Source organism: Desmonostoc vinosum (assembly GCF_059505385.1).
This window is the reverse complement of sequence record NZ_JCACKM010000234.1, coordinates 82,568-105,575: the sequence shown is the minus strand read 5'-3', so window position 1 is coordinate 105,575 and position 23,008 is coordinate 82,568. Positions and strand designations below refer to the sequence as shown.

Here is a 23,008-nt window from a genome sequence, read left to right as displayed (position 1 = left end):
AGCGACACAGGAGCGTCGCGTCATTACGAATTACGAATTACGAATTATTTAATTATGTCTGTAGTCGAAACTTCCTGGAAACACGAATTTATCCCCACCAACGGAATTAATTTACACTATGTCACTCAAGGAGAAGGCCCCTTGATGTTGATGTTGCATGGTTTTCCTGAGTTTTGGTACTCTTGGCGGCATCAAATACAAGAATTTGCCAAAGATTTTCGAGTTGTTGCTCTTGACTTGCGTGGGTACAACGATAGTGATAAGCCAAAAGAGCAATCAGCTTATGTTATGGATGAATTTGTCGCAGATGTTAAGGGAGTAATTCAAGGATTAGGATATCAAAAATGTGTATTAGTAGGACATGATTGGGGTGGTGCGATCGCTTGGAATTTCGCCTATCAATATCCTGATCTGGTAGAACGATTAATCGTACTTAACTTACCTCATCCAGCCAAGTTTGCCCAAAGTTTACGCACTCCACAACAACTTTTACGTAGTAATTATATCTTCCTATTTCAACTACCATTTTTGCCAGAACTACTCTTACAATCTTTAGATTATCGAGCTATTGAAATGGCACTTAAAGGAATGGCAGTTAATAAAAATGCATTTTCGCCAGCAGATATTGATGCATACAAAAATGCTGCTGCCAAACGTGGCGCAATTACCGCGATGTTAAACTACTACCGCAATATCTTTCAGCAGAAAATGTTCAATCAAGATTGGGGCGTTTTGGAAGTGCCAACATTGATGATTTGGGGAGAAAATGATGCTGCACTAGGTAAAGAATTAACCTACGGTACGGCAGCTTATGTTAGAGATCTGCAAATTAAATATATACCTAATTGTAGTCATTGGGTACAGCAAGAACAGCCTGAGTTAGTTAATCAGTACATGCGAGACTTTCTGTTATCCTTATGTATTTCACAACTGTAGATATCCCCTTTGTACTCCAACATGGTGAGGAAGTTATCCCATGCTACATGACTAATCTGTTTGGCTAACTTCCGATTTTTTACCGCCAGGAATGATAAAGAAAAAAATGGCAGGTTAACAGAGTACAAATACTTATAAAATCTAGGCAATCTCTGCCCAGTAGTGCAACACGTTAAGAATTTTAACACTAATTTAATAGTGGCTATTTTTTAGACTTTTTTGGTCAAAAACAGCTTAAAATGGGCGCAAATAATATTTTTGGTAGTTTCATAATATTGGTTTCATATCACAACCAAATTGTGAGGTCAATCTACAATCATCAAGCAGTTTAGTGAGATAATAGAGCCGTGAGGGAAAGAACGGACGCAATACTGATTATAAAGGGGGAAAATTATGAAACTCCAGCTACTAGCGGCCATAGCCTTAGCAACTCCCCTCTTTTTCTCTGGCTCGGTTCAAGCAGAGAATCCGCAGGATTTACAAAAACTGTTTTCAACTGGGGAATGTAATCGGTGCAACCTATCAGGAGTTAACCTCAGTGGCGCTCATTTAATTGGTGCCGACTTGAGAGGAGCTAATCTTCAAGGAGCCAACCTTACTGGAGCCAATCTTGAAGGTGCTGATCTCACTCGTGCTAACTTGAAAGGCGCTAACTTAACATCCGCGTTTGTGACTAATGTCAACTTCAAGCAAGCTAATCTCAATGGGGTTAATTTTACTAAGGCTACAATCAACGATTCAAATGTGTATGGAGCATCAATGAATAACCTCAATCTTACTGATGCTGAAATATATAATACCGGCATCGGTATTGGTGGTGAAGATGCACAAATCCCCGATTGGGATTAGAGCCAAGCAAATAAGTAGATTGAAATAGATACAATTTTGCTTCGTTAAGCAAGAAGTTAGGAGTCAGGATATGTAATTATCCTGACTCCTTTAATGTCAAAGGGACTTGGGATTAGGTACTGGGGACTGCTACGCAACTAGATAGGTTGTATTAATTTTGTGAGATTTCCACTTTCTTAATAATATTGAGGCATCCTCAGCAGATACAGGATGACTAAAAAGATGCCCTTGCATGAGTTCGCATTCAATAACTCGTAATAAATTACGTTGTTCTTCAGTTTCTACTCCTTCAGCAACGACTGCAAGATTGAGTCCGTGAGCTAAAGCGATGATTGCAGTTGTGATAGCAGCGTCGTTAGTATCACTAGTTAAATCGCGCACAAAAGATCTATCAATTTTTAATGAATGAATAGGAAAATTCTTGAGATAACTTAAAGAGCAATATCCAGTACCGAAGTCATCAATGGAGAGAGAAACACCAAGATTACACAATTCACTCAGAATGGCTTTGGTTAAAGCTATATTTTGCATAGCAACACTTTCGGTAATTTCTAGTTCCAAATAATGGGGTTTCAATTTAGTTTCTGATAGAATTTGTGCCACCATATTAACTAAATCGGGTTGTTTAAATTGTCTTACCGAAAGGTTAACAGCTACTGATAGTGATGATAAGCCAAAAGTTTCTTGCCAAGCTTTATTTTGAGCGCAAGCAGTTCTTAAAACCCATTCGCCAATGGGAACAATCAATCCCGTTTCTTCAGCAAGGGGAATAAATTTTTCTGGAGGAATTAAACCTAGTTCAGGATGTTGCCAACGCAGTAAAGCTTCCATCGTAGGAATCTCACCCGTACTAGTCTTAACTTGTGGTTGATAGTAAACTTCAAATTCTTGCCGTTCTAAAGCATAATGCAAACTGTTTTCTAAGATTAATAATTCTGAAGTGTGTGAATTGATAGCCGAGTTATAAACTTGATAGTTGTTGCGTCCTTGTAATTTAACACGATACAGTGCAGCATCAGCATGTTTAACTAGGGTTTCTGCATCTTCTCCATGGATGGGATAGAGAGCGACTCCTACACTAGCGCTGATGTGCAGGCAGTGATTTTCTATATTAAATCCAGTTTTGAAAGCTGCTAATATCCGCTCTTGAATATAAGCAGCATCTTTAGCATCACTAATTTCATGTAAAATTAGGATAAATTCGTCACCACCCCAACGGGCAATGGCATCACCCGATCGCAGACATGTTGTGAGACGTTGGGCGACATTTTGCAATAATTGATCACCGACAACATGACCTAATGTATTGTTAATAGTTTTGAAGCGGTCTAAATCCAAAAAACAAACAGCTAAATTCTTACCACTTTGACAAGCTTGTGTTAACGATTCTGCAAGTTGTTCATTGAATAGCAATCGATTAGGTAGATTTGTTAAAGAATCATGAGAAGCTTGATAACGAATTTTGGCTTCTGCATACTTGTAGGCAGTAACATCATGAAAACTCCAAACTCTACCAATAATTTTGCCTTCAAAGCACTGCGGTTGAGAATAAAGCTCAAATACTCTCCCGTCTTGAAATGCGATCGCATCATTACTATCATCAGTTTGCGCCTCTAAAGTCAGGTATATTTCCTTAATTCTGGCAAGATACTTTCTGGGTTTTTCTAACTGTTTTAGTGCTACTCTGAGTGCTTGTTTGTAATTTCCTGACTTCATCAACGACTCAGGAATACCCCAAATTTGGATAAACTTTTGATTAAAACCCGTAATTTTGCCTTGACTATCTAGCAATAAAATCCCATCATTTGCAGATTCCAGGGTTGCTTGTTGTAAAGACAAAAGTTTTTCTAGTTCAGCTTGTACACGCTGACGTTCTGCAATCTCTGCATGTAATTTGGCAGTACGCTCCCAGATGGTGTTTTCCAATTGAGAAGTAAAATTTTTATTTTGGAAAATGACTGTTTGTATTGCATCTTCTACTAACAAGCGTTCATTTGCCAAGGATAGCGCACCCACTACTGCTTGCAAAAATGTTATTTCTTGCACTTCCCAAGCCTGCGCTACTATACAGTCATCAAAGCTAATAAAACCTATAAACTGATCCTTGACAATGATTGGTAAAGTCAAGATCGTTTTTACACCTTGCTGTTCTAAAATCTCACGTTCTGATTTACTAAATTCTGTCACTACGTCGGTAATGATGTTGCCTTCTACTAGTCTGTGTAACCAATGTGAAAAACATTTATCAGCAAGGTTTTGCCAACAAAAGTTGTCACTTCGCAACTGCATACCTTTGGCACACCATTCTGCTTTGGGATGAATTTCTAAATTGTCATTTTCATGATTATTTACTTCACATATATAAATCCGATTAGCTCTGCAAACTTTTCCTAAAATTTGCAAAACTTTTATGTAGCAATTGGTACTACCATCAAAAGTTAGTAGGGAACTTTCTACTTTTACAAGTGCATCTAGGTAGCGATCGCTAGAATTTAGAGCTATTCTTTTTGTCCGTTTGCGAGTTTTTTTCGCTTTACTTTTGTCGTTTTTACTAACTTTGTCAAAGTTAATATTTTTTAGTGACCATAGAGATTTGGAGATACATAGGGCGAGGAATTTTGCTCCTAAGCAGGTAAATACACCAAGCATCAACAGTACCATTGTAGTCTCTGCTTTATTATATGATTTATGATTTTTATGTTTATATATTTTTTAGTAATTGCTCAGCACTTGCTTTTTATTTAGGGATATTGAAACTTTTTTTAGATCTTAATATTATTTTTCTCCTTTCTTAAAGTTAATTTAAACTCTGTTTTTATAATTTAGTAAAAAATTTTCTAATTATTATAATGACAGATTTTATACATCAGCAAAAATCGTGTTAAATTAAATACAAGTACCACGAAGTCGTAATGAAAGTTTAGGGTATATTGGACTCATGTTATTGATACCAACACAGCCTGAGTCTAAAAACTTGCAATCAATCAACTTGGTAAACACACGTATTTATTTGTTGTTTCTTGTACTAACTCTCAATCGTTATAAATATGCTATTTCTATCAAAACAAGTAAGCATATAATAACCATCTACTTGGTCATAATTGCCAATTTTGAACCATCTTTACCAGTGAAAATCTAGATTTTGAGATGGAACTTAAGCTTTTTGAGTTTTTCTGTTTTTTTGCACACAAATTATTAAATTAACAGATGCAGTTGTGAACCTTGCTGAGTTTTATTAACTTCAATTCGGGCTTGAAAGGCTTCTTTGAGATGGGGCATATGAGTAACGGTGAGGATGCAAGCAAAATCAGAAGCGATCGCATTTATGGCTGCAATCAGGCGATCGCATCCTTCAGCATCCTGGGTACCAAACCCTTCATCGACAATCAGCAATTGCAATGCTGCTCCTGCTCGTTGTGCCAATAATTTCGCTAAAGCTAAACGGATAGCAAAGTTGATTCTAAATGCCTCCCCACCAGAGTAAGTTTCATAAGCTCGCGTGCCTCTGGCATCAGCGATTAATATATCTAATGTGTCTATCAGCTTGGCGTTTTTCTTTGTTGACTTGCCACTGCGTCCGGCTTTTTGCGTAATAAATTGTACATGTAACTGATTAGCACTCAGACGAGACAGTAATTGATTTGTCTGCGCTTCTAGTTGCGGAAGCACATTCTCAATCATCAGTGCTTGGATACCATTTTTACCAAAAGCTTGCGCTAATTCCTGATAAATACGATGTTGTTTTTTCGCAGCTTGTAGTTGTTGCTGCTGTTGTTCATATTGAATTTGCAACGTTTCCAACTGATGAGCCAGTTGTTCTAAACGTCCCAACTTGGTTATTTGCTCATCAAGTTGCCGCCTACGTATTGCCAGCTGTTGCTCTATAGCTTGGATTTGGGCTGTGGGATTGGCTGTTGCTTCTAGCTGTTGGACAATACTTTCGATTTGATTTGCAAGTTGCTGCCGTTCAGTTAATCTGGCATTTCTCGAACTCTCCAACTCTTGCAATCTTACTTGCAGTTGGGGGTACTGTTGCTGAGCCGATAACAATTGTTGATAGCGCAAATGCCAAGATTGAGCTTGCTTAACAGCCAGACGTAAATTATTGTGTTGCTCTGAACTGTAGCCAATCTCAGCAATATGGCGATCAAGTGCCGCGATTTGTTTGGCACAATCAGAATCTATTTCCTCTTGCTTAATTCTGGTTTGTAATTGAGTAATAGTGGCTTGTAACTCTGGTTTGCGAATAGCTAATTGTGTTTGTCGCTTTGTAGCATCCTTAATCTGCCCTTGTTTAATCTCTGCCCAGCGCCAGCGTTCTACTTCACTACGAGCCAAAGCGTGGTCTTGTTCATTGTAATTGAGTTGTTGCAGATATTGATTGAGCTGTTGTAGCTCAGCTTGTTGATTGGGCGCGTAATCACCAGCTTGTAGCGATCGCTCTAAGTGCTGCTTTTCGTGGGCGATTTGCTGTAATTGTTGTTGGACATCTGTTGTTGCTTCTAACTGGGCTGCCAACTGTCCCCGTTGTTCGCGCAAGGTATCGTAAGCTGCCAAGTGTTGCGATATTTCACGGTATTCCTGCCTCAGTACCTGAATTTCTCTGTCCGAAACAGCCATTTGTTCTCGCACCACCCAAAATTGCCCTTGAGTATCTTGTAACTCAACTTGAGTTTTTTCCACCACGCGGTTCCAGTGGTGTTCATCTAGTGGGCGTTCGCACAAGGGACAAAGCGCATCAGGATTCTGGAGCATTTGCAGTTTTTGCTCTAGTTCTCCTAGTAATTTTTCATAGTCTCGTTGGTGTGCTTGCAGACGTTCAATGAAGTGACGCCTTTCTTGTCCTTTTTCTTGTACCCTTTGCAGGTAAACCCGTTTTTTCTCCAACTCCTCAATTTGCACTGCTACATCCATTACCGCTTGTTGGAGTTGTGGTTGACGGCGTGAGGTGCGTTGCAGTTGATCTTCGGTAGCTTGTAGTTGTTCGAGTCGTGCTACTAAACCAGCTTGGGTACGATCTAGTTGGCTTTGTAAAGTTGCTCGTTGTTGCAACAAAGGAGCCACTTGCATTTGTAGTTGATCTAAATGAGCAACATGGCGACGTGCGGCGGCTAGCTGTGCTAAAGCCGTTTCTACTTCACCTGATTTTGTCAGAGTTTGCTGAATTTCGCGCTCTTGTTGCCCCAAAGCTTCTAGTTGAGCCTGGGCTTGTTGTAGTTGCCGTTCGATTTCGTGGATTTGTTTGAGCAGTTGTTGTTGCTTTTGTTGGCGAGTCTGCCCAGCACGGGTGTATGCTTCAAATTTAGTAGCAAAGGCTTCTTCTTGACATTGTAAATTTTGATACTGAGTATATCCGGTTTTAATCTCAGCTTCCCGATTTAAGATTGCCCCTAAATCTGCTCGCTGACTACCAATTGCTGACTGCTCTTGTTGGAGGCGATCGCAATCTTGGGTAAGATTTTGGTACTGCTGCCTGACAAAGCTCAACTGTTGCTCCCAGCCTTGGCGCTGGTGCTGCACCACTTGTAAACTTTGTAATTGAATAGTGTCAAAAGCTTGTACTTGTTGTAATTGGTTGTGTTCAGCTTCTAACTCGTCTCTTTGCGCTTGGGTTGTCTCACGCTGTTGCAGTTGAACTTTGATCGAGTCTAAAGAACGTTCTAATTCCTCAACCCGTGCTTTAAACTGCCGCGAAGATTCTTTTGCCCGTTCTTCTAATTCATCGTATTGGTTGAGCTTTAACAACTCTGCTAAAATTTCTTTGCGTTCAGTGGGGCGCTTGAGCATGAATTCGTCTGCACGACCTTGACGCAAGTAAGCAGAATTGATAAAAGTATCGTAATCCAATTTAATATGTTCTAGAATCAAATCCTGCGTTGCCCTGACTCCTTTGCCAGTGAGAGGGCGAAAGCCTGAAGGTGTTTCTATTTGAAATTCCAAGACACTACTAGCACCCCGAATTCGTGTGCGAATCACCCGATATTTTTGTTCGTTACTTTGGAAAGTAAAATCAACCCGAACTTCTTTTGAGCCTGCATGGATGACATCATCCTCAGCAGCAGCACGGCTTTCGCCCCAAATTGCCCAAGTAATTGCTTCCAAGAGGGAAGATTTACCCGCGCCATTAGAACCACAAATACAAGCCGTATGCAAACCACGAAAATCTAAAGTTGCATCACGGTAACTAAGGAAGTTTTTGAGGATAAGTTGTACTGGGATCATCGAGGCTATAGCGCCACATCTACTTTTAAATAAATAACAGTACAGATGCACTCTTAGTTAGTTTAGCTATCTAGATATCAGGTTTCTAGTATCTAAGACCTTAAGTTTACAAAAATTAACAATTAAATGATCACTTTTTTATTGGCTGAATAATTTTTGCTGCCATCAGATAAAAATCAAATGATTTAGCATGTCACCAGAGCAAACACATGACCCTTAATAATAGACCTCTTGCATAAATATTTTTTTGTTTCACGCAGAGGCGCAGAGACGCAGAGAAGAGAACGCAAAGAAGGACTTTTGCTTGGTTGTGGCTAGGCGTGATGACGGCGTTCGATTTCTTCCTGATGTAAATTTGGAAAAGATTCTAAATCCTCAATTGTTTTTGGTGCTGGGTGTATTGGGCTGGTTGGATTTTGAAATTTATTTAAATAGATTTCTAAAGCTTATTCATCATTTCTATTCTCAAGAATATATGAACAAAGTTCAGCACGAGATAAAGTGTTGAAATCAGGTTTGTTACTCATACAAATCTCCAATTGCCGTTGGGATAGACGATTATCTCTAACTCTTATCCAGCCAAAAAAGCAATATTTTTTGTACGTCTAAGCTGTTCCACATATAACTTGCATAATTAGAGCGGGCAAGATGCCCACTCCACAAGAGTTTTATTTAATTTGATTATGTAATTTAGATGTTTTTTAGCTTATCAACAGTTACTAAATATATTGGTAGATACATTTTTGTAGTCCAGTAGCTCAGGATGAAACTTGTTTTAAGTTGTTCTTGTGTGGGCATAGAAAAAGTGTGTGAGTTCCGTAAGTCTCCTCAATTATCGCGTCTATTGTTCCTCTGGTTTTTCTGCTTCCTCTTGTTCATCAACTTTTTGGGTGTTACCTGCCTTCACCCAACCTTCTTGCTCACCATCTTCGATACGGATCTTTTGCCAGGTTTTATCCTTGCTTTCTTCCAAAACGATAATTTTTTGATTAAAAGCCACTCCACCAATACGTTGACCTTCCTGCCTTGGTTCTGAGCGTAAAATCAAGCCTTCAGACCAACTAACGCGCCCTCGATAAGCTCCTGATGGTAATGGTTTTGCCGATGGGGTAGCTTCAGGTGATTTGGTAGAGGTAGGCGAAGATTCAGCCTGAGCCTCAGATTTGGGGTTAGATGTAGTTTCTGCCTTAGCCTGTTTTGTATCCTTACCCTTCGCTTGGGGATTATCATTCGCAAAAATGGGTTTAGCCGGTGGTATGGCGGTTCGATTCATAAAATAAAGAGCAGTGGCAAACCCCGTACCCATTAACACAGCGATCGCCAGCGAGAAACCGAGTATAAACTTAAGTAAATTAGATAACATAATTAGTCAATAGTTAACAGTCAATAGTCAATAGTCAATGATTAATGGTCAATGGTCAATGGTCAAAAACTCTGAGACTATGAACTACTGACCGTTGACTCTATACTCACCATTATTGCAACTGTCGCTGAATGCGTTCACGTAGCGTGCCGGAGGCGTTCGCTTAAAGGATTGTATTTCGAGGCTAAACGCGCCCTACCAGCAGCAGCCCATTCTTGTAGTTTCTGAATTTGTTCTACAGCCGTTCGTGCCAAAGGAATAATTTGACTCGCAGATTCTAAAACATCATCTGTTGTAAAATCTCGATTTTGGCTAAATCCAATGTGCATCGCTTCAATCAAAGTTTGCTCAATCTCAGCCCCGGAAAAATCAGGAGTTTCGTATGCTAGCCTATCCACATCATAACTTTTGAGGTTATGGGGGCGTAGTCGAGACAAATGCACATTAAATATAGCTTTTCTCTCATCCTGACTGGGCAAACCCACAAAGAAAATTTCATCAAACCGCCCTTTACGCAGCATTTCTGGGGGTAAAGCTTGGATATCGTTAGCAGTGGCAACAACAAACACAGGTGAGATTTTTTCAGCTAACCAAGTAATAAAAGTACCAAACACGCGGCTAGTAGTGCCCGCATCACCTTTACTTCCCAGCCCCGAAAAGGCTTTATCGATTTCATCAATCCACAATACACAGGGAGCAAGGGCTTCAGCCACTTGAATCATTTGGCGAGTCCGAGATTCCGACTCACCTACCAAACCACCAAATAACCGTCCCACATCTAGACGTAATAAAGGTAAATGCCAGTGATGGGCGATCGCTTTTGCTGTTAATGATTTACCAGTTCCTTGAATCCCCACCAACATTAAACCACGGGGGTGAGGTAATCCATATTGACGTGCCCGTTCAGTAAATGAACCTCCCCGCCGAATCAGCCAATCCTTGAGGTTATCCAGTCCGCCGATATCGGAAATTTGCTCAGTTGCGGGGTAAAAATCTAAAATTTGGGTTTGGCGGATAGTTTGGCGCTTTTCTTCCAGAACTAAGTCTACATCTTCCGGTTGTAATTCTCCGTGAGTAGCGATCGCTCTGGCCAAAACTCTGCGAATACGTTCCATTGAAAGTCCTTGACAAGAGCGCACCAAATCATCTAAAACTTTCCCAGTCAAAGAGTTGCCAGTCGCAGCTAACAAACGTTCTACTTCCGCTTTAATTTCTCTTTCAGCAGGTAAAGGGAACTCCAAGATTGTAAGAACTTCCATTAAGTCATCAGGAATTGCCACGCGCGGCGATAATAAAACGAGGTTTTTCGGTTGAGACTTGAGCAGGCGGGCAAAATTGCGGAGTTTGCGAGCGATCGCCACATCCTCTAAAAACCGATGATAATCTCTTAAAATCAACACCGCCGGTGCAGCAGCTGGTAATTTTTCCACAAATTCCAAAGCTTGCAGCGGATTACGACGACCAAACCCAGCATCATTAGGGTTGCCCTGATAGCCATCAACAAAATCCCAGGTATACACTGGACGATTACCTTGGTTTGCTGCTTCTTCCCGAATAGCCGCTTCCACCCGTTCCTCTTCATAAGTGGGAATATAAATCAAGGGATAACGCGCACGGAGCAGTAATTTAAACTCTTCACGGAAGTTCATAGGGACTGGGGATTGGGGATTGGGGATTGGGGATTGGAGACTGGGGATTGGGGATTGGGGATTGGGGACTGGGGATTGGGGACTGGGGATTGGGGATTGGGGACTGGGGATTGGGGATTGGGGACTGGGGATTGGGGATTGGGTGAAGAACAGAAAAATTGTAGAATTCTGCTTTAAACCCCGAACATATTTTAGAATACTTCCTCAGTGTATCCAGCGCTGAGTCTTGAAGAAGCTTGGTAATTCGCTTACGAAAGAGATGAGGGGGATGAGGGAGAAAATTTCTCCGCGTCCCAATTCCCTATTACCTCTAATCCCTACTCCCTCTGGGAGCGGGGGCCCCGAGTTCCCCATTCCCAGTATGATAAATATTAGAGACGTTTTGTAAATAAAAAAGTGGGACTATGGAAATTCTGACACTAGGCTGGGTATCATTGCTGGTTGTGTTTACTTGGTCAATTGCAATGGTAGTTTGGGGACGCAACGGACTGTAGAGGTATCGTGGAAAATCCATTCCTGAGTATTTTGGCTTTGTTTGCTTTAGTGCTGTTGGTAGCAGTCACTGGTGGTGTTGGTTATTTAACGCTATCAGATTGGCGCGATCGCCGTCGTCGAGAAGATGAAAAACGTGAACTTCGACGCAGCAGTAATCCCAAGCGGCGATAATTTTCCTTGTAGCAAATAAAGCATTGTTCGTACCACAAAAGAACACTTAAACTAAAAAACTGCTATGTGGGTTACACACATAGCAGTTGTAAATTCTGAGACAGACAAATAAATTTATCGTTTCATCGTTTCACTGTTACTTAATGTTGTAAGCGTTTGAAGAGTGAAGTAATACCACAAGCACCTATTGCTAACACACCTAACATCACATTAGGTTCAGGAACACTCTGACCGGCTAGTCTATAGGCGTGGTTATCTGTTTCAAAAGCAATACCGTTTGAGCGCATTACAACTTGGTCAAATTTCTCGTCTGCCTCACCTACAAGATTAACAAACATATTAGCCTCAGAGCTAGTCCAGCTACCATCAGCTATAGCAGTTGGTACATTTGCACCACTAAAAGTCTTTAACAACTGACCACCGCTATAAATGTCAATATAGTTGTAGCTATCTAATGAGCCTGCATAAAAACCAAAGTAATTAATGGCTTCTTTGAATTTAATATTCACAAAATCACTGTCGCCTGCAACACCACTACCTGATGGAGCAATTGTTAAGAATTTGGTATCATCCCCATAAGGTGAAGCATATTGACTAGCGACACTACCTTGAACAATGTTAGTAGTAATATTAGAGTAAGTAACAAATCCATTGGGATCATTTGCTGTGCCATCGTCAAAGGTGACAGTTTTGGCATCAGAGTAGCTAGAAAACATACCACTGTTGACTTGCATTGTCACGGCGCTAGCTGGATTTGCACTCATGACTACAACAGTTGTTCCCAGTACAGCTAAAGATAATTTTTGCAGCATTATAGTAATAAACCTCTAAAAATCTCAAGAGAATAAAAATCGATATTTTCTGGAAACCTAGCTATGAAAAGCTGGGTTGATCAATCCAATCACTTAGAAAAGAATCAAGCTCATCCGGTCTTATATATGAATAAGCTAATGCGCCTACATTTGTACTATTTTCCGTGTAGACCATCATTGGTCATTAGTCATTTTTATTTACTAAGGACAAAGGACAACCTCATCAATTGATGTGCAATTTAAATGTGTAACAGCTTAGTGTTGACCACAACAGATTGTCAGATATAAGTTGCTTTTTTCTACCCTGTAATCTCAATTTTGATTTCTTCTACTAGAAAAATACATAGTATATATACGAAAATATTTTTGAAGATTAAGTGAAGGCTATTTCCCGCCTTGCCAGAGCATTTTTTAGTAAAAAATGAGATATATAGCGTGACATCAGTAACAAGGGTAAAATACGCAGATATGTATAATAAAATTAAAAATCTCAAACAGAGGAATGCAAAGTTTACAAGCGCAAATTAAATGTCATTATTTACGCAAGATTGCAAACCCCCGAAAGTTGAATGCTCCTAAGCTGTTGGGCATAGTTACGTAAGTTTCCAACGAAGGCGCACCTACGGGAAGGGCGAAAGAAACACTCTTTTTGTTTCTTCCCTATTACCTGTATTTCTTAGGAGAGTTCAGAACGGCATCAGCGTAATTTTGAGGAGCATCAAAGAACTACTAATGCAGCTTTGCAAAGTTTGGAAGCGATATTGCTGCAATTAATCAGAATTTTCCCCCAAAACTAGGCGCGATCGCTATTAAAAAGTAAACAGCATTATAACAGTAGAACAGCACTAGATTGTTTGAGCAATCATGATTGCATAACCGTTATCATCTTGTTATCAAAAACCTCACCATTTGTAGGGAGTATAACTATAACCCATTTGTTTAATTACGTTTGCTCCACGCTTGTAAATCCAAGATTTAATCATAGTTTCTCCTTGAGCATTACATTCGTATTTATCGCCTAAAAAGTCTGCTTTATATTCGCTTTTATCTCCACCATCATCAACAATTACCTCATAAATCTCATCTAGATGAGAGTAAATTGTGAGGCTTTTGTGACAATGAATCGCAACATCATATCTAGAACCTTGAAACTTAAAGCCCGGAGATTTTAGGAACTCAGACCAACAGCTAAACTTTTTACCATCGCTTGTTTCTACAAGTATTTTGGTAGTTGCTTTTGAGAAATCTTGCCTCTCTATATTCTGCTCTGGGCAAGCTACAGCAGCCATGTTAAAGGAAACGGCAAGAAATGTACCAAGTAGTATCTTTGATGGATAAAAGTCAGAATTTTTACTAACTTTTAAAAGAGAAATTGGTGGAGTAAAAAGTTGTTTATACTTTCTAATGTATTTATTTGAATCGTTGCTCATAACTCAGTTATCCTTACGAATATTTAAACCTTGAAAATATTTCTAAAACTTTATACCAGGCTTGGAGTAGCCATCGTATATAAACCCAGTTCCAGAAATTGTTGCATTTGCACGCACAGTAATATCTTCAAAATAGCTGCGACGATTAAAACGCAACAAGCTATAACTTTTTGAACCTGGTACAACTAAATCATTCCAACCATTTGTTTTCTGCTTGGTAACAACAACCGGAACTCCTCCGGCAAATTCTGTAATCAACCGATAAGATTGTCCACGTTTTTGATAGATTAGTACTGGGCAACCACCAGAGCCACAATATCTCCGGCTGTGGTAAAGCACTAATACTTCTGGTTGCCCATCACCGTTCAAATCAACTCTGTTGTAGGAGTAGTGTTTTTCCTCATTCTCAGATTCTGGATATTGACGGCGAAGCGCGGCTTCTAACTGAGTGTCACGCTTAGTTTCTGAGGCTACAAGTTTGGCTTTGATCACTTGTTTGTGAGATTTAATATTTTGGAGTTGCGATCGCGCGGAAGAACCAAATAAATTTGTTGTAGCTAGAAAAACAATCAAACCAAGCAAAAGTTTTTTCATTGGTTTACTGTACTTTTCATATCTCACAGAGAATTTAGTCTTTACTAGTAATTTCACTAAATTTACATATAGAGATGTGTATCAAAAGTTAGCGTAACAACCTTTTAGTAACTAAAGAGCTTTAGGCAACAAATATCAATATGACAACAAATAATGATGACAGTTTGCCGTAAATCCCTGCAAAATAACTTGCTCAAACATCAGTTAATTACGAATTACGAATTACGAATTACGAATTACTATCTTCCAGCACACAAAGCGCGATCGCTCTTTGTCACCTTTGGGCTAGTCTGTAAATAATCGTGTAATAATTCACAACCTTGGTTAAGTAAATTTTCTAGTTTAATATCTGCCAAATTCCGAAAAATTACTTTGCCATTGGCACTGCCTGCTGCCAAAGTCATACCGTCGGGACTAAAACTAACGCTGGTTAACTCATCTTTGTAACCTTTCAAAGCCATTAATAATGTCCCTTCTCGGCTCCACAGCTTTAATTTATCATCACTGGCTGCAACTAAAGTTTTGCCATTAGGGCTAAAACTCACGCTAATAAAATTATCGCCATCCCCCGCCAAATTGCCTAAAAAACGACCGTCCTGACTCCAGAGTTTCACTATACTATCGATACTTACCGAGGCAATGGTCTTGCCATCGGGCGACCAAGCTACCCCATTGACTCGGCGGCTATGACCAGTTAATGTGTATAGTAATTGACCATCTATCCTCCAGATTCTCACCGTTTTATCATCACTAGCTGAGGCGATTAACTTACCATCAGGGCTAAAGCTTACCCAGTTGACTGCATCAGTGTGACCTTGGAATGTGTTAATTAATTTACCTGAATAACTCCAGAGTTTAATAGTTTTATCTTTACTCGCTGAGGCGATTTGCCTATCGGGCGACCAAGCTACACCCAAAACGGTATCAGTATGACCAGACAAAGTGTTAATTAATTTACCGTCTCGACTCCAAAGCTTGACTGTTTTGTCTTTACTAGCCGAGGCGATCGCTTGACCATCAGAACTGAAACTCACACCCCAAACTGAACCTTGATGTCCTTTGAAGGTGTTGATGAGTTTGCCATTTCGACTTAATAATTTTACAGTTTTATCTCGACTAGCCGCCGCCAATATCCGACCATCTGGGCTAAAAGTCACGCTTGTCACCCAATCTTCGTTATCAGCTTGGGGATTTCGCCGCAGTACATCGTCCCATCGCCAGAGTTTAACAGTTTTATCTCGACTAGCAGAAATCAGGGTGCGACTATCAGGGCTGAAACTCACACTTGTAACCCAACCGCTATGTCCTCTGAGAGTTCCTAACACTGCACCTTCAGGACTCCAGAGTTTAAGTGTTTCATCGGTACTTGCTGAGGCGATCGTTTGACCATCACGGCTAAAACTAACGCTGGTGACGCCAGCACTGTGTCCCGATAAAGTTCTCAGCAGCTTTCCTTCCCGACTCCACAATTTAATCGTCTGATCTAAACTTGCAGTGGCAAGTTTTGTGCCATCAGGCGACCAAGCAACACCCAACACCGCATCGTAATGACCCTGCAAAGTGTTGAGCAATTTTCCATCTCGATTCCACAGCTTGATTGTGTTGTCAGCACTGGTAGAGGCGATAGTCTGACCATCAGGCGACCAAGCAACACCCAACACTGCTTTACTATGTCCTTGCAAAGTGTTGAGCAATTTTCTCTGTTGATTCCATAGTTTTATTGTTTTGTCAGTACTTGCAGAAGCGATAATTTGTCCATCAGGGCTGAAACTAACACTATTCACTACATCGTTATGTCCTGTGAAAGTGGCAATTTCTTGACCTTGGCGATTCCATAACTTTACCGTTTTGTCTTGGCTGGCAGAAGCAATAATTTGACTATCAGGGCTGAAACTAACGCTATTCACTACATCTGTGTGTCCTGACAATGTTGTGAGTAAGTTCCCATTCAGACCCCAGAGTTTAACTGTCATATCTGCACTGGCAGAGGCGATCAAAGAGCGATCGCTGCTAAATGTAGCGCTATTTACACTGGACATATGTCCTTCTAAGCGATTATACTCTCTCACTCCATAGACTGACTGATATAGCGCTGTTTGTACTTGTTCTCTCGTCAGTGAATCTACCCAAACTGATTGATGTAGTTTTTTACCTGCTTTTAAGCCTTCCTTTAAAGCATCAATACCTTTTTGTGAAGCAAATAAGACTTCGCTAGATGCACTCAGGGTTTTGATTTCGCTATCTATAGCCGTAACTATAGAGACACTCAACCCCAATATGGCTAAAACAGAAGCACCCAGCGCAATTTTTAATGAACGATTTAATCGTGCTTCACTTTGCCTTTGTTTTCTCTGGCTTTCTGCTAGCTGAGTTGTTAATTCTTTTTCCTTCAATTCAGACCGCAATTGCTCAATTTCTAACTGACTAAGTTCTTCGCGCTTGCGTAGTTCTCGTAATTCTGTGACTAAATCTAATCTCTGCTGGGGATGAGTATCTACTAGTTTGGCTTGCTGCTTTTTTTGTCTTAATTCACTCTTGAGTCGTTCAATCTCAGCTTGACTTTGATCCACTTTATTACGTAGCTGGTTAAGTTGTGCTTGTAGGCTCGATTCTTGTTGTTGTAAGTAGCGAATCAAGTCTACTAAATAATCATGAATCAGTTGATAACGTTCAGGAACATCGGGAAATAATACTACTAATCCAGAGCGCACTAAAATATCTAACACTAATTCTAATTTGGCTGCATCTTCTAATTCTGCTAGCTGTGTTGCTAATTCAGCACGAGTTTTAAAAGGCCGTTTATTGCTTTCATCAGTTAATAAATATAAAACGAGTAAAGCTGCCCGTTCATTTTCTGGGCCGCAGTCTTTAATCAGTTCTTTAATATATCTTTCAATGAGTTTGTTGGGTCGATATTGCTGATATTGCTCTAGAGTAGTGATGCGCTCATCTTGCAGCTGTGCCCCAACTACTTGTAATTCGATGGGACGGACTTCTCCTAGTTCTGTTGATAAATCTTTAACTAAAGCATCAATTAAAATATCCTCTAAGTTTAACTGAGAACGTTCTGTTAATTTTTGAATAATCGCTTTCGCGTATTCTGGCGAGAAATTATTTAATTGATAACGGATACTTTTATCAAGAATATTATTATTAATTGCCTCTAAATCCGAAAGATGTTTAAACTCTAACAACCTATGTAAATAATCTTCGCGTAAAGAGAGAATGACTTTCACAAAAGAGATATTGAGGCAATTGCTAATAAATCGATCAAAGGCTTGTTTTTGATAGCGATCGCTATAACCAAAGAAAAATTCTTCAAACTGATCAAATATTAAAACTGTAATTAAATGATTATCCGCATTTTGTTGTAATTGTTGCAAAATGTCGTCAATGGTAATAGGTGCAGTCAAGTCGAGCAAAGCTTTTGTTTCTATCTTGATATAAGACATCGCTTTACTCAAAGATTTGCCTAAAGCTTGCACCCAATCGGTATAAACTTGTAAAACTACAGGTACAGCAATTTGATCGCCAATTGCCCGATTTTGTAATGCTGGCACTAAGCCAGCAGTCACGGTAGAACTCTTTCCTACCCCTGATTGACCGTGAATTACTGTCAGCTTTTGGTCAGGACGGCTAATTCTGCCAATTAGATTATTAATATCTCGTTCGCGCCCAGAAGCAGCAATTTCTAAAGCAACACTGCTACTTCCAGATGGTGACATTAACGCCGGGTTTGTCGCTTGTCTTTGAGGTTGCAAGCGCCCTGCACCAATAAAAGCCCGAAAACCATATTGTTGCTCAATTGAGCGTCGTTTTTGGCGAATGTAATAAGCTTCTAAAAATCTACCTTCCTCAAAATAAAGCGATCGCAATCTCCGCAGCAAGCGAATATAACGATGGGCATCATATTGATGGGCACTATTTTCTAAAGCGCCTGGTAGTTCTTTTGCAGCTTTTTCTAAATATTCATTAGCGACTTTTTGCTCACCCAAATTGCGTTGAGCTTTCGCCAAAACTAAATAATAAACTTGCGCCAATAATAACGGAAATAAATATTGGTGAAGATTGCGATCGCGTTGTTTATGTGCCTCACCTAATTTCAGCAGCGATACATGAGCTAAAATACTCGCTTGCACCCACCGTGACTCTTGCACAGCTACCTGAGCAAGAAAACCATAATCGCAAGCAAGTTGAATTTGACTACCATAAGCTTGATGCAACTCCAAAGACTTTTGAGCAACAATTTGCAACTCTTCCCACTGTTGTAAATGTTGCAAAACTTCAGCCAGTTGACCAATAAACTCAGCAACAATATCTGTACGCCGAGCTATTTCTAAAATATCTAAACATTGCTGAAAACAAGATTTAGCTGCATCCCAGTGACGGTAATTATCTATCTGATTTTGTTCAGCCAGCCGACAATAACATAAACCTATATAAAACAGCAAAACCCCCTGTCGCAGCACTGGAGAAGACGAGGAAACTGGGGGTGCTGGGGGAGCAGAAAAGGAGAAGGGAGTGGGGGAAGAGGACGCGGGGACACGGGGACGCGGTGACACGGAGATATTTTCCCTCTCCGCGTCTTCCTCATCCCTCCTCGCTTCCCCTTGCCAAACTTGTAAGCTTTGCCGAAAATGATTTAAAGCTGGATGAATTTGGTTAGAAACATAATTATCTAAACCAAATACAAACTGCAAACTAGCATTTAATTCTGGCTCTAAAGTAATGCCACGGATTTGCAATTCTTTGATGGCAAAGTGGAGTTCATCACTATGTTCCCAAACTTGTTCTAGAGTGGCGTAATAACTTTTAACTCTAGGTTCTTTGTTTTGGGGAATATCATTTTGCAAAACTTTGGCAAACAAAGAATCTGTTTCTTGTTGTAGAAATTGCAACAACTCTGTTGTTGTCATTTCAAAGCGAATGGGTGTAGCCGCCCAACTAGCAAAATCAGGTGCTATACGCAACACTTTTTGTAATACTTCATCAGTCACCCATACAACCATCGGAAATGGGTGACGCTTGCGAAATTCGTCACGAATATGATTGATTGAACTTAATAGATCGTCTAGTCCATCTACTGACTCTAAACCTAAAATCATCAATGCTGAAGGATGTTCTTGTTCTGGTATTTGTAAATGAATCGTTGTATAAAGACTTCTAGCATTACTGGGTAAAACTAACTTCAGAAACCGAGATGTTTCTGAAGATAATTCTTCGAGTCGTTGCAACATTCGCTCTTGCAAAACTCTGTAATTGCAGCACACCAAAACTACGGAAAATTGACCGCCAGAAAAAGCGATCGCTCTTCCCAAACTCCGCAAAGCGCGTTCATTAGCAGCTCTTATATCTACTTGTTCTTGTCCTTCAACCATGATTTAAATTTTTGCGTCTCTGCTAAAACTGGATTGACGGCAAACCAAGCTCCTCGCTGATCGCGGTACTCAAATACAAACAAACTCCGCAATAAGGTGTGGTATTCTATATCACCGCCTACCCTTTGCTGTTGTACCACCTGAAAGATTAATTCCCACTCATGAGGATCGATGGCGTTGGCTCGGTAATCCCGCTGTCTTTGAATCATCAATTCTACACATTCGCGCTCAAAAGGTGGGTCTTGCTCTCGCAGACAATCAAACAGCAGTCCTAATAAGTCTCGTACATGACCACCACTGATTAAACACAGTCGGTCTAAGGTTTCTGGGCTATCAAACAACTCTGTAATTAAGCCTAACCGATCGCTCGGCAAAATGTCTGGAAAAGCCCTAGCTAAAACCATTTGTTGCATCAGCGCTAACCCTTCGTTGAAAATCTCCCCAGAACGGAGACGTACAGGTATCATCGGTAACACCTTCGGCGCGACACCACCGCCTAAGCGATGCTGGAGTTCGGCGCTATCGTTGGAGAAAGTTAAAGCCAAAGGAATCGTGTAGACTATGTGACAATGCAGTTTACGTAACTGCTCACCCCGCTCGATAAATAAATATTCTGGCAGCGATCGCCCCGATGGTAAAGGTCGAATCGCGACTCGATCCAGGTTATCAACAATTACTACAAGGCCTTTCTTTCCTAAAGCTTTGAGTTGTTTATTAGCACTCTCAAGCAGTTCTTTATTAATCGACTGCAAAATATTTTGTGTGCGCGGTTCTAGATAGTCTCTCAACCGTCTTCGCAATTGTGGACTTTCTTTAGTCTTAGCCGTAATTTTGGCAATCCCAACAGATAACTCTGCTTCTACTCCCAGATCAATTGGCGTCTGCATAAAATCCACAACTTCACTAAATAACTTAGTAAAGTAGCTGGGTTTGAGGCGAATTTTCATTGCCTCTAAACTTTCGCTCACCTGACCGGCAACCGCCAACAAAATATCAGTCACATCCACATCTGCCATTTCGAGGACATGGGTGGACTCAAAGTAAACAACATGAAACTGCTGTTCCTCTAATTCAGCCTTCAGCCGCAATAGTTCCGTCGATTTTCCACAGCCGAGATGACCTGTAAATAATTGACAGGTGGGTGCATCCGGCGATATCCGAGTGATAGTACGCTGCAAAGCTTCAATGATTTTGCCACCCCGCACCGTCGCAAAATCAATATAGTACCTGCGATCGCTAGCATTTCCTATCATTAGAGGTCTGCTCGGATTGCAAGCCTGATAAAATCTTTCTAAATCTAGGAGCATATCTAATCGAATTAATTCAACGAGTAATCAAAAACAAAACCTACTATTTCAACACATTTTTTTAGAGAATTTATGCCTGATTTCATTACATATCTCTGAAGACTACTAACTCAACTAGCAGCATTCCGGATGATTGTTTAAGTATTGTATTTTCTGTTCCACACGGCAATGCTAACATTTATTAATTAAGCAACAATACTACTACAAGTACAAACTGCTAAACTTCTAATATCAAATTGGGTACTTTTATAAATATTAAAAATATCCTACCTGCAAAAAGGTAATCTTGAGTACAGTTTTACCTCATTTCTAGATGAAAAGTTCATAGTAAGCACTTTAGTGCTTTAGTAAAGACCAAAGCCACTACAAAACCTCACAATTAGCTGGGAGTGGGGAGTGGGGAAGAAGCCTTTTTGTGATGCACTGATTTTTTCAAAAATCAAACAGAATTTCCATATATCATCTATCTTTTTTATTTGTGAAAAAAGAATATTTGCAGAGCCTTGGTAATTATAAGTAAAATTTAACACTAGTTTTTCTACATCATCGCAACCTGCTAAAAAAATGACTAAAAAACTTAACCTCAATAATTACAAACAAGCAATAGCAGATTTATACGATCGCAGAAGTCTAACCTATGATGATAGCCAGTGGCATTGGCAAATTTGTCAACATCTTTGGGAATTTTCTCAACCTAGCTCTGGGCAGTATATTTTAGATATTGGCACAGGTACAGGTCATCTGGCGATCGCAGCTGCTCAGATCGTTGGAGATCAAGGAAGAGTAGTCGGTATAGACATTTCTAGTAAAATGTTGGAATTAGCAAAAGCTAAGGTTGCAGCACTAGGTTTAAGTAATGTAGAGTTTCAATTAGCAGATGCCGAATCGCTTGATTTTGCTGCTAATACTTTTGACCGAGTTTTGTGTGCCAACGTATTTCCTTGGATAGAGAATAAAAGAGCCACATTAGAGAGTTGGCATTTATTTCTTAAACCTGGTGGGGTAATTGGCATTCATACACCTGCTGATACAGCATATATTGGATATATTGTGTTGCAAGAAGTCTGTAAAAAATATAATGTTTTTCTAGAGCCGAGTAATCGAATCGGCACACTTGAAACATTCCAAAGCCTATTTGTAGACACTGGCTTTGACATTATAGAAACTCAAATTGAGCAGCATGGTAAGTATATTAGTTTAGAACAAGCAAAAGCAGCTTGGGAAGTAAATACTTTTTCACATCTAGAAAAATATCGTAATTTTTCCTCACAACTGTCTTCAGAACAATTAGTTAAAGCTCAAGCTGAATTTGCAGCAAAACTAGAAGCACTGCAAACTGAACAAGGAATATGGGATGAACTCACTACCTGGTACGTGCTAGGTCGAAAACCAGAAACCATTAAATCTGCGTTTTAGTTTAGCGATCGCGGTATTTGCAAATACATAACGTCTAAATGAGTTGGGAGACATTCGCACCTTGCCCTTATGGGTGGCGGTGATGGTGCTAACCGAAGAAGATACACTAAGGTCAAAGAAAAGAGCAGGGGAGTTAAGGAAACTGGGGGAGAAAACCGCATACATATTAAAACAAGAACATTTCACACTTCAGAAGTGATTTAATACGCATATTTAGTATTCGATAAATGCGTAAGTTTTTATTTAACAAAAATTTCCAACCCCAGAAACTAAGCTAATAGTCTGCAACTTAAATGTCCAACAGCTTATTTAATCCTTGCAAGTACCAATGCGAAGACAGTCCTCGGTTTGGTCATCTCTGGCTGATATTTGCCATGGTACTCTCG

16 protein-coding genes are annotated in these 23,008 nt (G+C 40.0%); 5 read left to right on the top strand and 11 right to left on the bottom strand.

The window, feature by feature from the left end:
- The first annotated feature begins 54 nt into the window (after window positions 1-54).
- Together AC5JMF_RS27200 and AC5JMF_RS27195 are read left to right on the top strand one after the other, a co-directional pair.
- Window positions 55-936, top strand: a complete 882-nt coding sequence (locus AC5JMF_RS27200; RefSeq protein ID WP_495798830.1) for an alpha/beta fold hydrolase — start codon at window positions 55-57, stop codon at window positions 934-936.
- A 393-nt stretch (window positions 937-1,329) separates the two neighbouring features.
- Window positions 1,330-1,785 carry a pentapeptide repeat-containing protein gene (locus tag AC5JMF_RS27195; protein ID WP_495798823.1) on the top strand — a complete coding sequence of 152 codons (456 nt, stop codon included), beginning with the start codon at window positions 1,330-1,332 and terminating at the stop codon, window positions 1,783-1,785.
- 129 nt (window positions 1,786-1,914) lie between these two features.
- On the opposite strand, the gene AC5JMF_RS27190 is transcribed toward AC5JMF_RS27195, so the two are convergent.
- From AC5JMF_RS27190 to AC5JMF_RS27165, 6 genes are all read right to left on the bottom strand, one after another.
- Window positions 1,915-4,446 (bottom strand): bifunctional diguanylate cyclase/phosphodiesterase, encoded by a 2,532-nt coding sequence (locus AC5JMF_RS27190; RefSeq protein ID WP_495798822.1) that lies wholly within the window; start codon window positions 4,444-4,446, stop codon window positions 1,915-1,917.
- 534 nt (window positions 4,447-4,980) lie between these two features.
- Window positions 4,981-8,007: an exonuclease subunit SbcC gene (gene sbcC, locus AC5JMF_RS27185; protein ID WP_495798821.1), complete on the bottom strand. Its 3,027-nt coding sequence runs from the start codon at window positions 8,005-8,007 to the stop codon at window positions 4,981-4,983.
- 446 nt (window positions 8,008-8,453) lie between these two features.
- On the bottom strand, window positions 8,454-8,534 hold the full coding sequence (locus AC5JMF_RS27180) for a DUF6887 family protein (RefSeq protein ID WP_495798829.1): 81 nt from the start codon (window positions 8,532-8,534) through the stop codon (window positions 8,454-8,456).
- Window positions 8,535-8,697: 163 nt separating this feature from the next.
- Window positions 8,698-8,805 (bottom strand): DUF6888 family protein, encoded by a 108-nt coding sequence (locus tag AC5JMF_RS27175; RefSeq protein ID WP_495798820.1) that lies wholly within the window; start codon window positions 8,803-8,805, stop codon window positions 8,698-8,700.
- A 43-nt stretch (window positions 8,806-8,848) separates the two neighbouring features.
- The gene (locus AC5JMF_RS27170; protein ID WP_495798819.1) at window positions 8,849-9,370 is read right to left on the bottom strand and encodes an SH3 domain-containing protein; all 522 of its coding nucleotides are present in this window, start codon (window positions 9,368-9,370) and stop codon (window positions 8,849-8,851) included.
- Window positions 9,371-9,507: 137 nt separating this feature from the next.
- Complete coding sequence (locus tag AC5JMF_RS27165) at window positions 9,508-11,019, bottom strand: AAA family ATPase (RefSeq protein WP_495798818.1); 1,512 nt, start codon at window positions 11,017-11,019, stop codon at window positions 9,508-9,510.
- Window positions 11,020-11,423: 404 nt separating this feature from the next.
- Between AC5JMF_RS27165 and petN the strand changes: the two genes are divergently transcribed.
- Both petN and AC5JMF_RS27155 read left to right on the top strand, forming a co-directional pair.
- Window positions 11,424-11,513, top strand: a complete 90-nt coding sequence (petN, locus tag AC5JMF_RS27160; RefSeq protein WP_012408302.1) for a cytochrome b6-f complex subunit PetN — start codon at window positions 11,424-11,426, stop codon at window positions 11,511-11,513.
- Window positions 11,514-11,520: 7 nt separating this feature from the next.
- Window positions 11,521-11,685 carry a hypothetical protein gene (locus tag AC5JMF_RS27155; RefSeq protein WP_495798817.1) on the top strand — a complete coding sequence of 55 codons (165 nt, stop codon included), beginning with the start codon at window positions 11,521-11,523 and terminating at the stop codon, window positions 11,683-11,685.
- Between the two features lie 140 nt (window positions 11,686-11,825).
- On the opposite strand, the gene AC5JMF_RS27150 is transcribed toward AC5JMF_RS27155, so the two are convergent.
- The 5 genes from AC5JMF_RS27150 to AC5JMF_RS27130 all read right to left on the bottom strand — a co-directional run bounded on the left by AC5JMF_RS27150 (window position 11,826) and on the right by AC5JMF_RS27130 (window position 21,206).
- Entirely contained in the window at window positions 11,826-12,497 is a 672-nt protein-coding gene (locus AC5JMF_RS27150) for an Npun_F0296 family exosortase-dependent surface protein (RefSeq protein WP_495798816.1), read from the bottom strand.
- Between the two features lie 902 nt (window positions 12,498-13,399).
- Complete coding sequence (locus AC5JMF_RS27145; RefSeq protein ID WP_495798815.1) at window positions 13,400-13,927, bottom strand: hypothetical protein; 528 nt, start codon at window positions 13,925-13,927, stop codon at window positions 13,400-13,402.
- 42 nt (window positions 13,928-13,969) lie between these two features.
- The gene (locus AC5JMF_RS27140; protein WP_495798814.1) at window positions 13,970-14,521 is read right to left on the bottom strand and encodes a COG3650 family protein; all 552 of its coding nucleotides are present in this window, start codon (window positions 14,519-14,521) and stop codon (window positions 13,970-13,972) included.
- Between the two features lie 239 nt (window positions 14,522-14,760).
- The gene (locus AC5JMF_RS27135; RefSeq protein WP_495798813.1) at window positions 14,761-19,899 is read right to left on the bottom strand and encodes a WD40 domain-containing protein; all 5,139 of its coding nucleotides are present in this window, start codon (window positions 19,897-19,899) and stop codon (window positions 14,761-14,763) included.
- Window positions 19,875-21,206 carry a P-loop NTPase fold protein gene (locus AC5JMF_RS27130; RefSeq protein WP_495798812.1) on the bottom strand — a complete coding sequence of 444 codons (1,332 nt, stop codon included), beginning with the start codon at window positions 21,204-21,206 and terminating at the stop codon, window positions 19,875-19,877. The genes AC5JMF_RS27135 and AC5JMF_RS27130 overlap by 25 nt, the downstream gene beginning before the upstream one ends.
- A 564-nt stretch (window positions 21,207-21,770) precedes the next feature.
- On the opposite strand from AC5JMF_RS27130, the gene AC5JMF_RS27125 reads away from it, so the two are divergent.
- Window positions 21,771-22,622 (top strand): class I SAM-dependent methyltransferase, encoded by an 852-nt coding sequence (locus tag AC5JMF_RS27125; RefSeq protein ID WP_495798811.1) that lies wholly within the window; start codon window positions 21,771-21,773, stop codon window positions 22,620-22,622.
- Window positions 22,623-23,008: the final 386 nt, after the last annotated feature.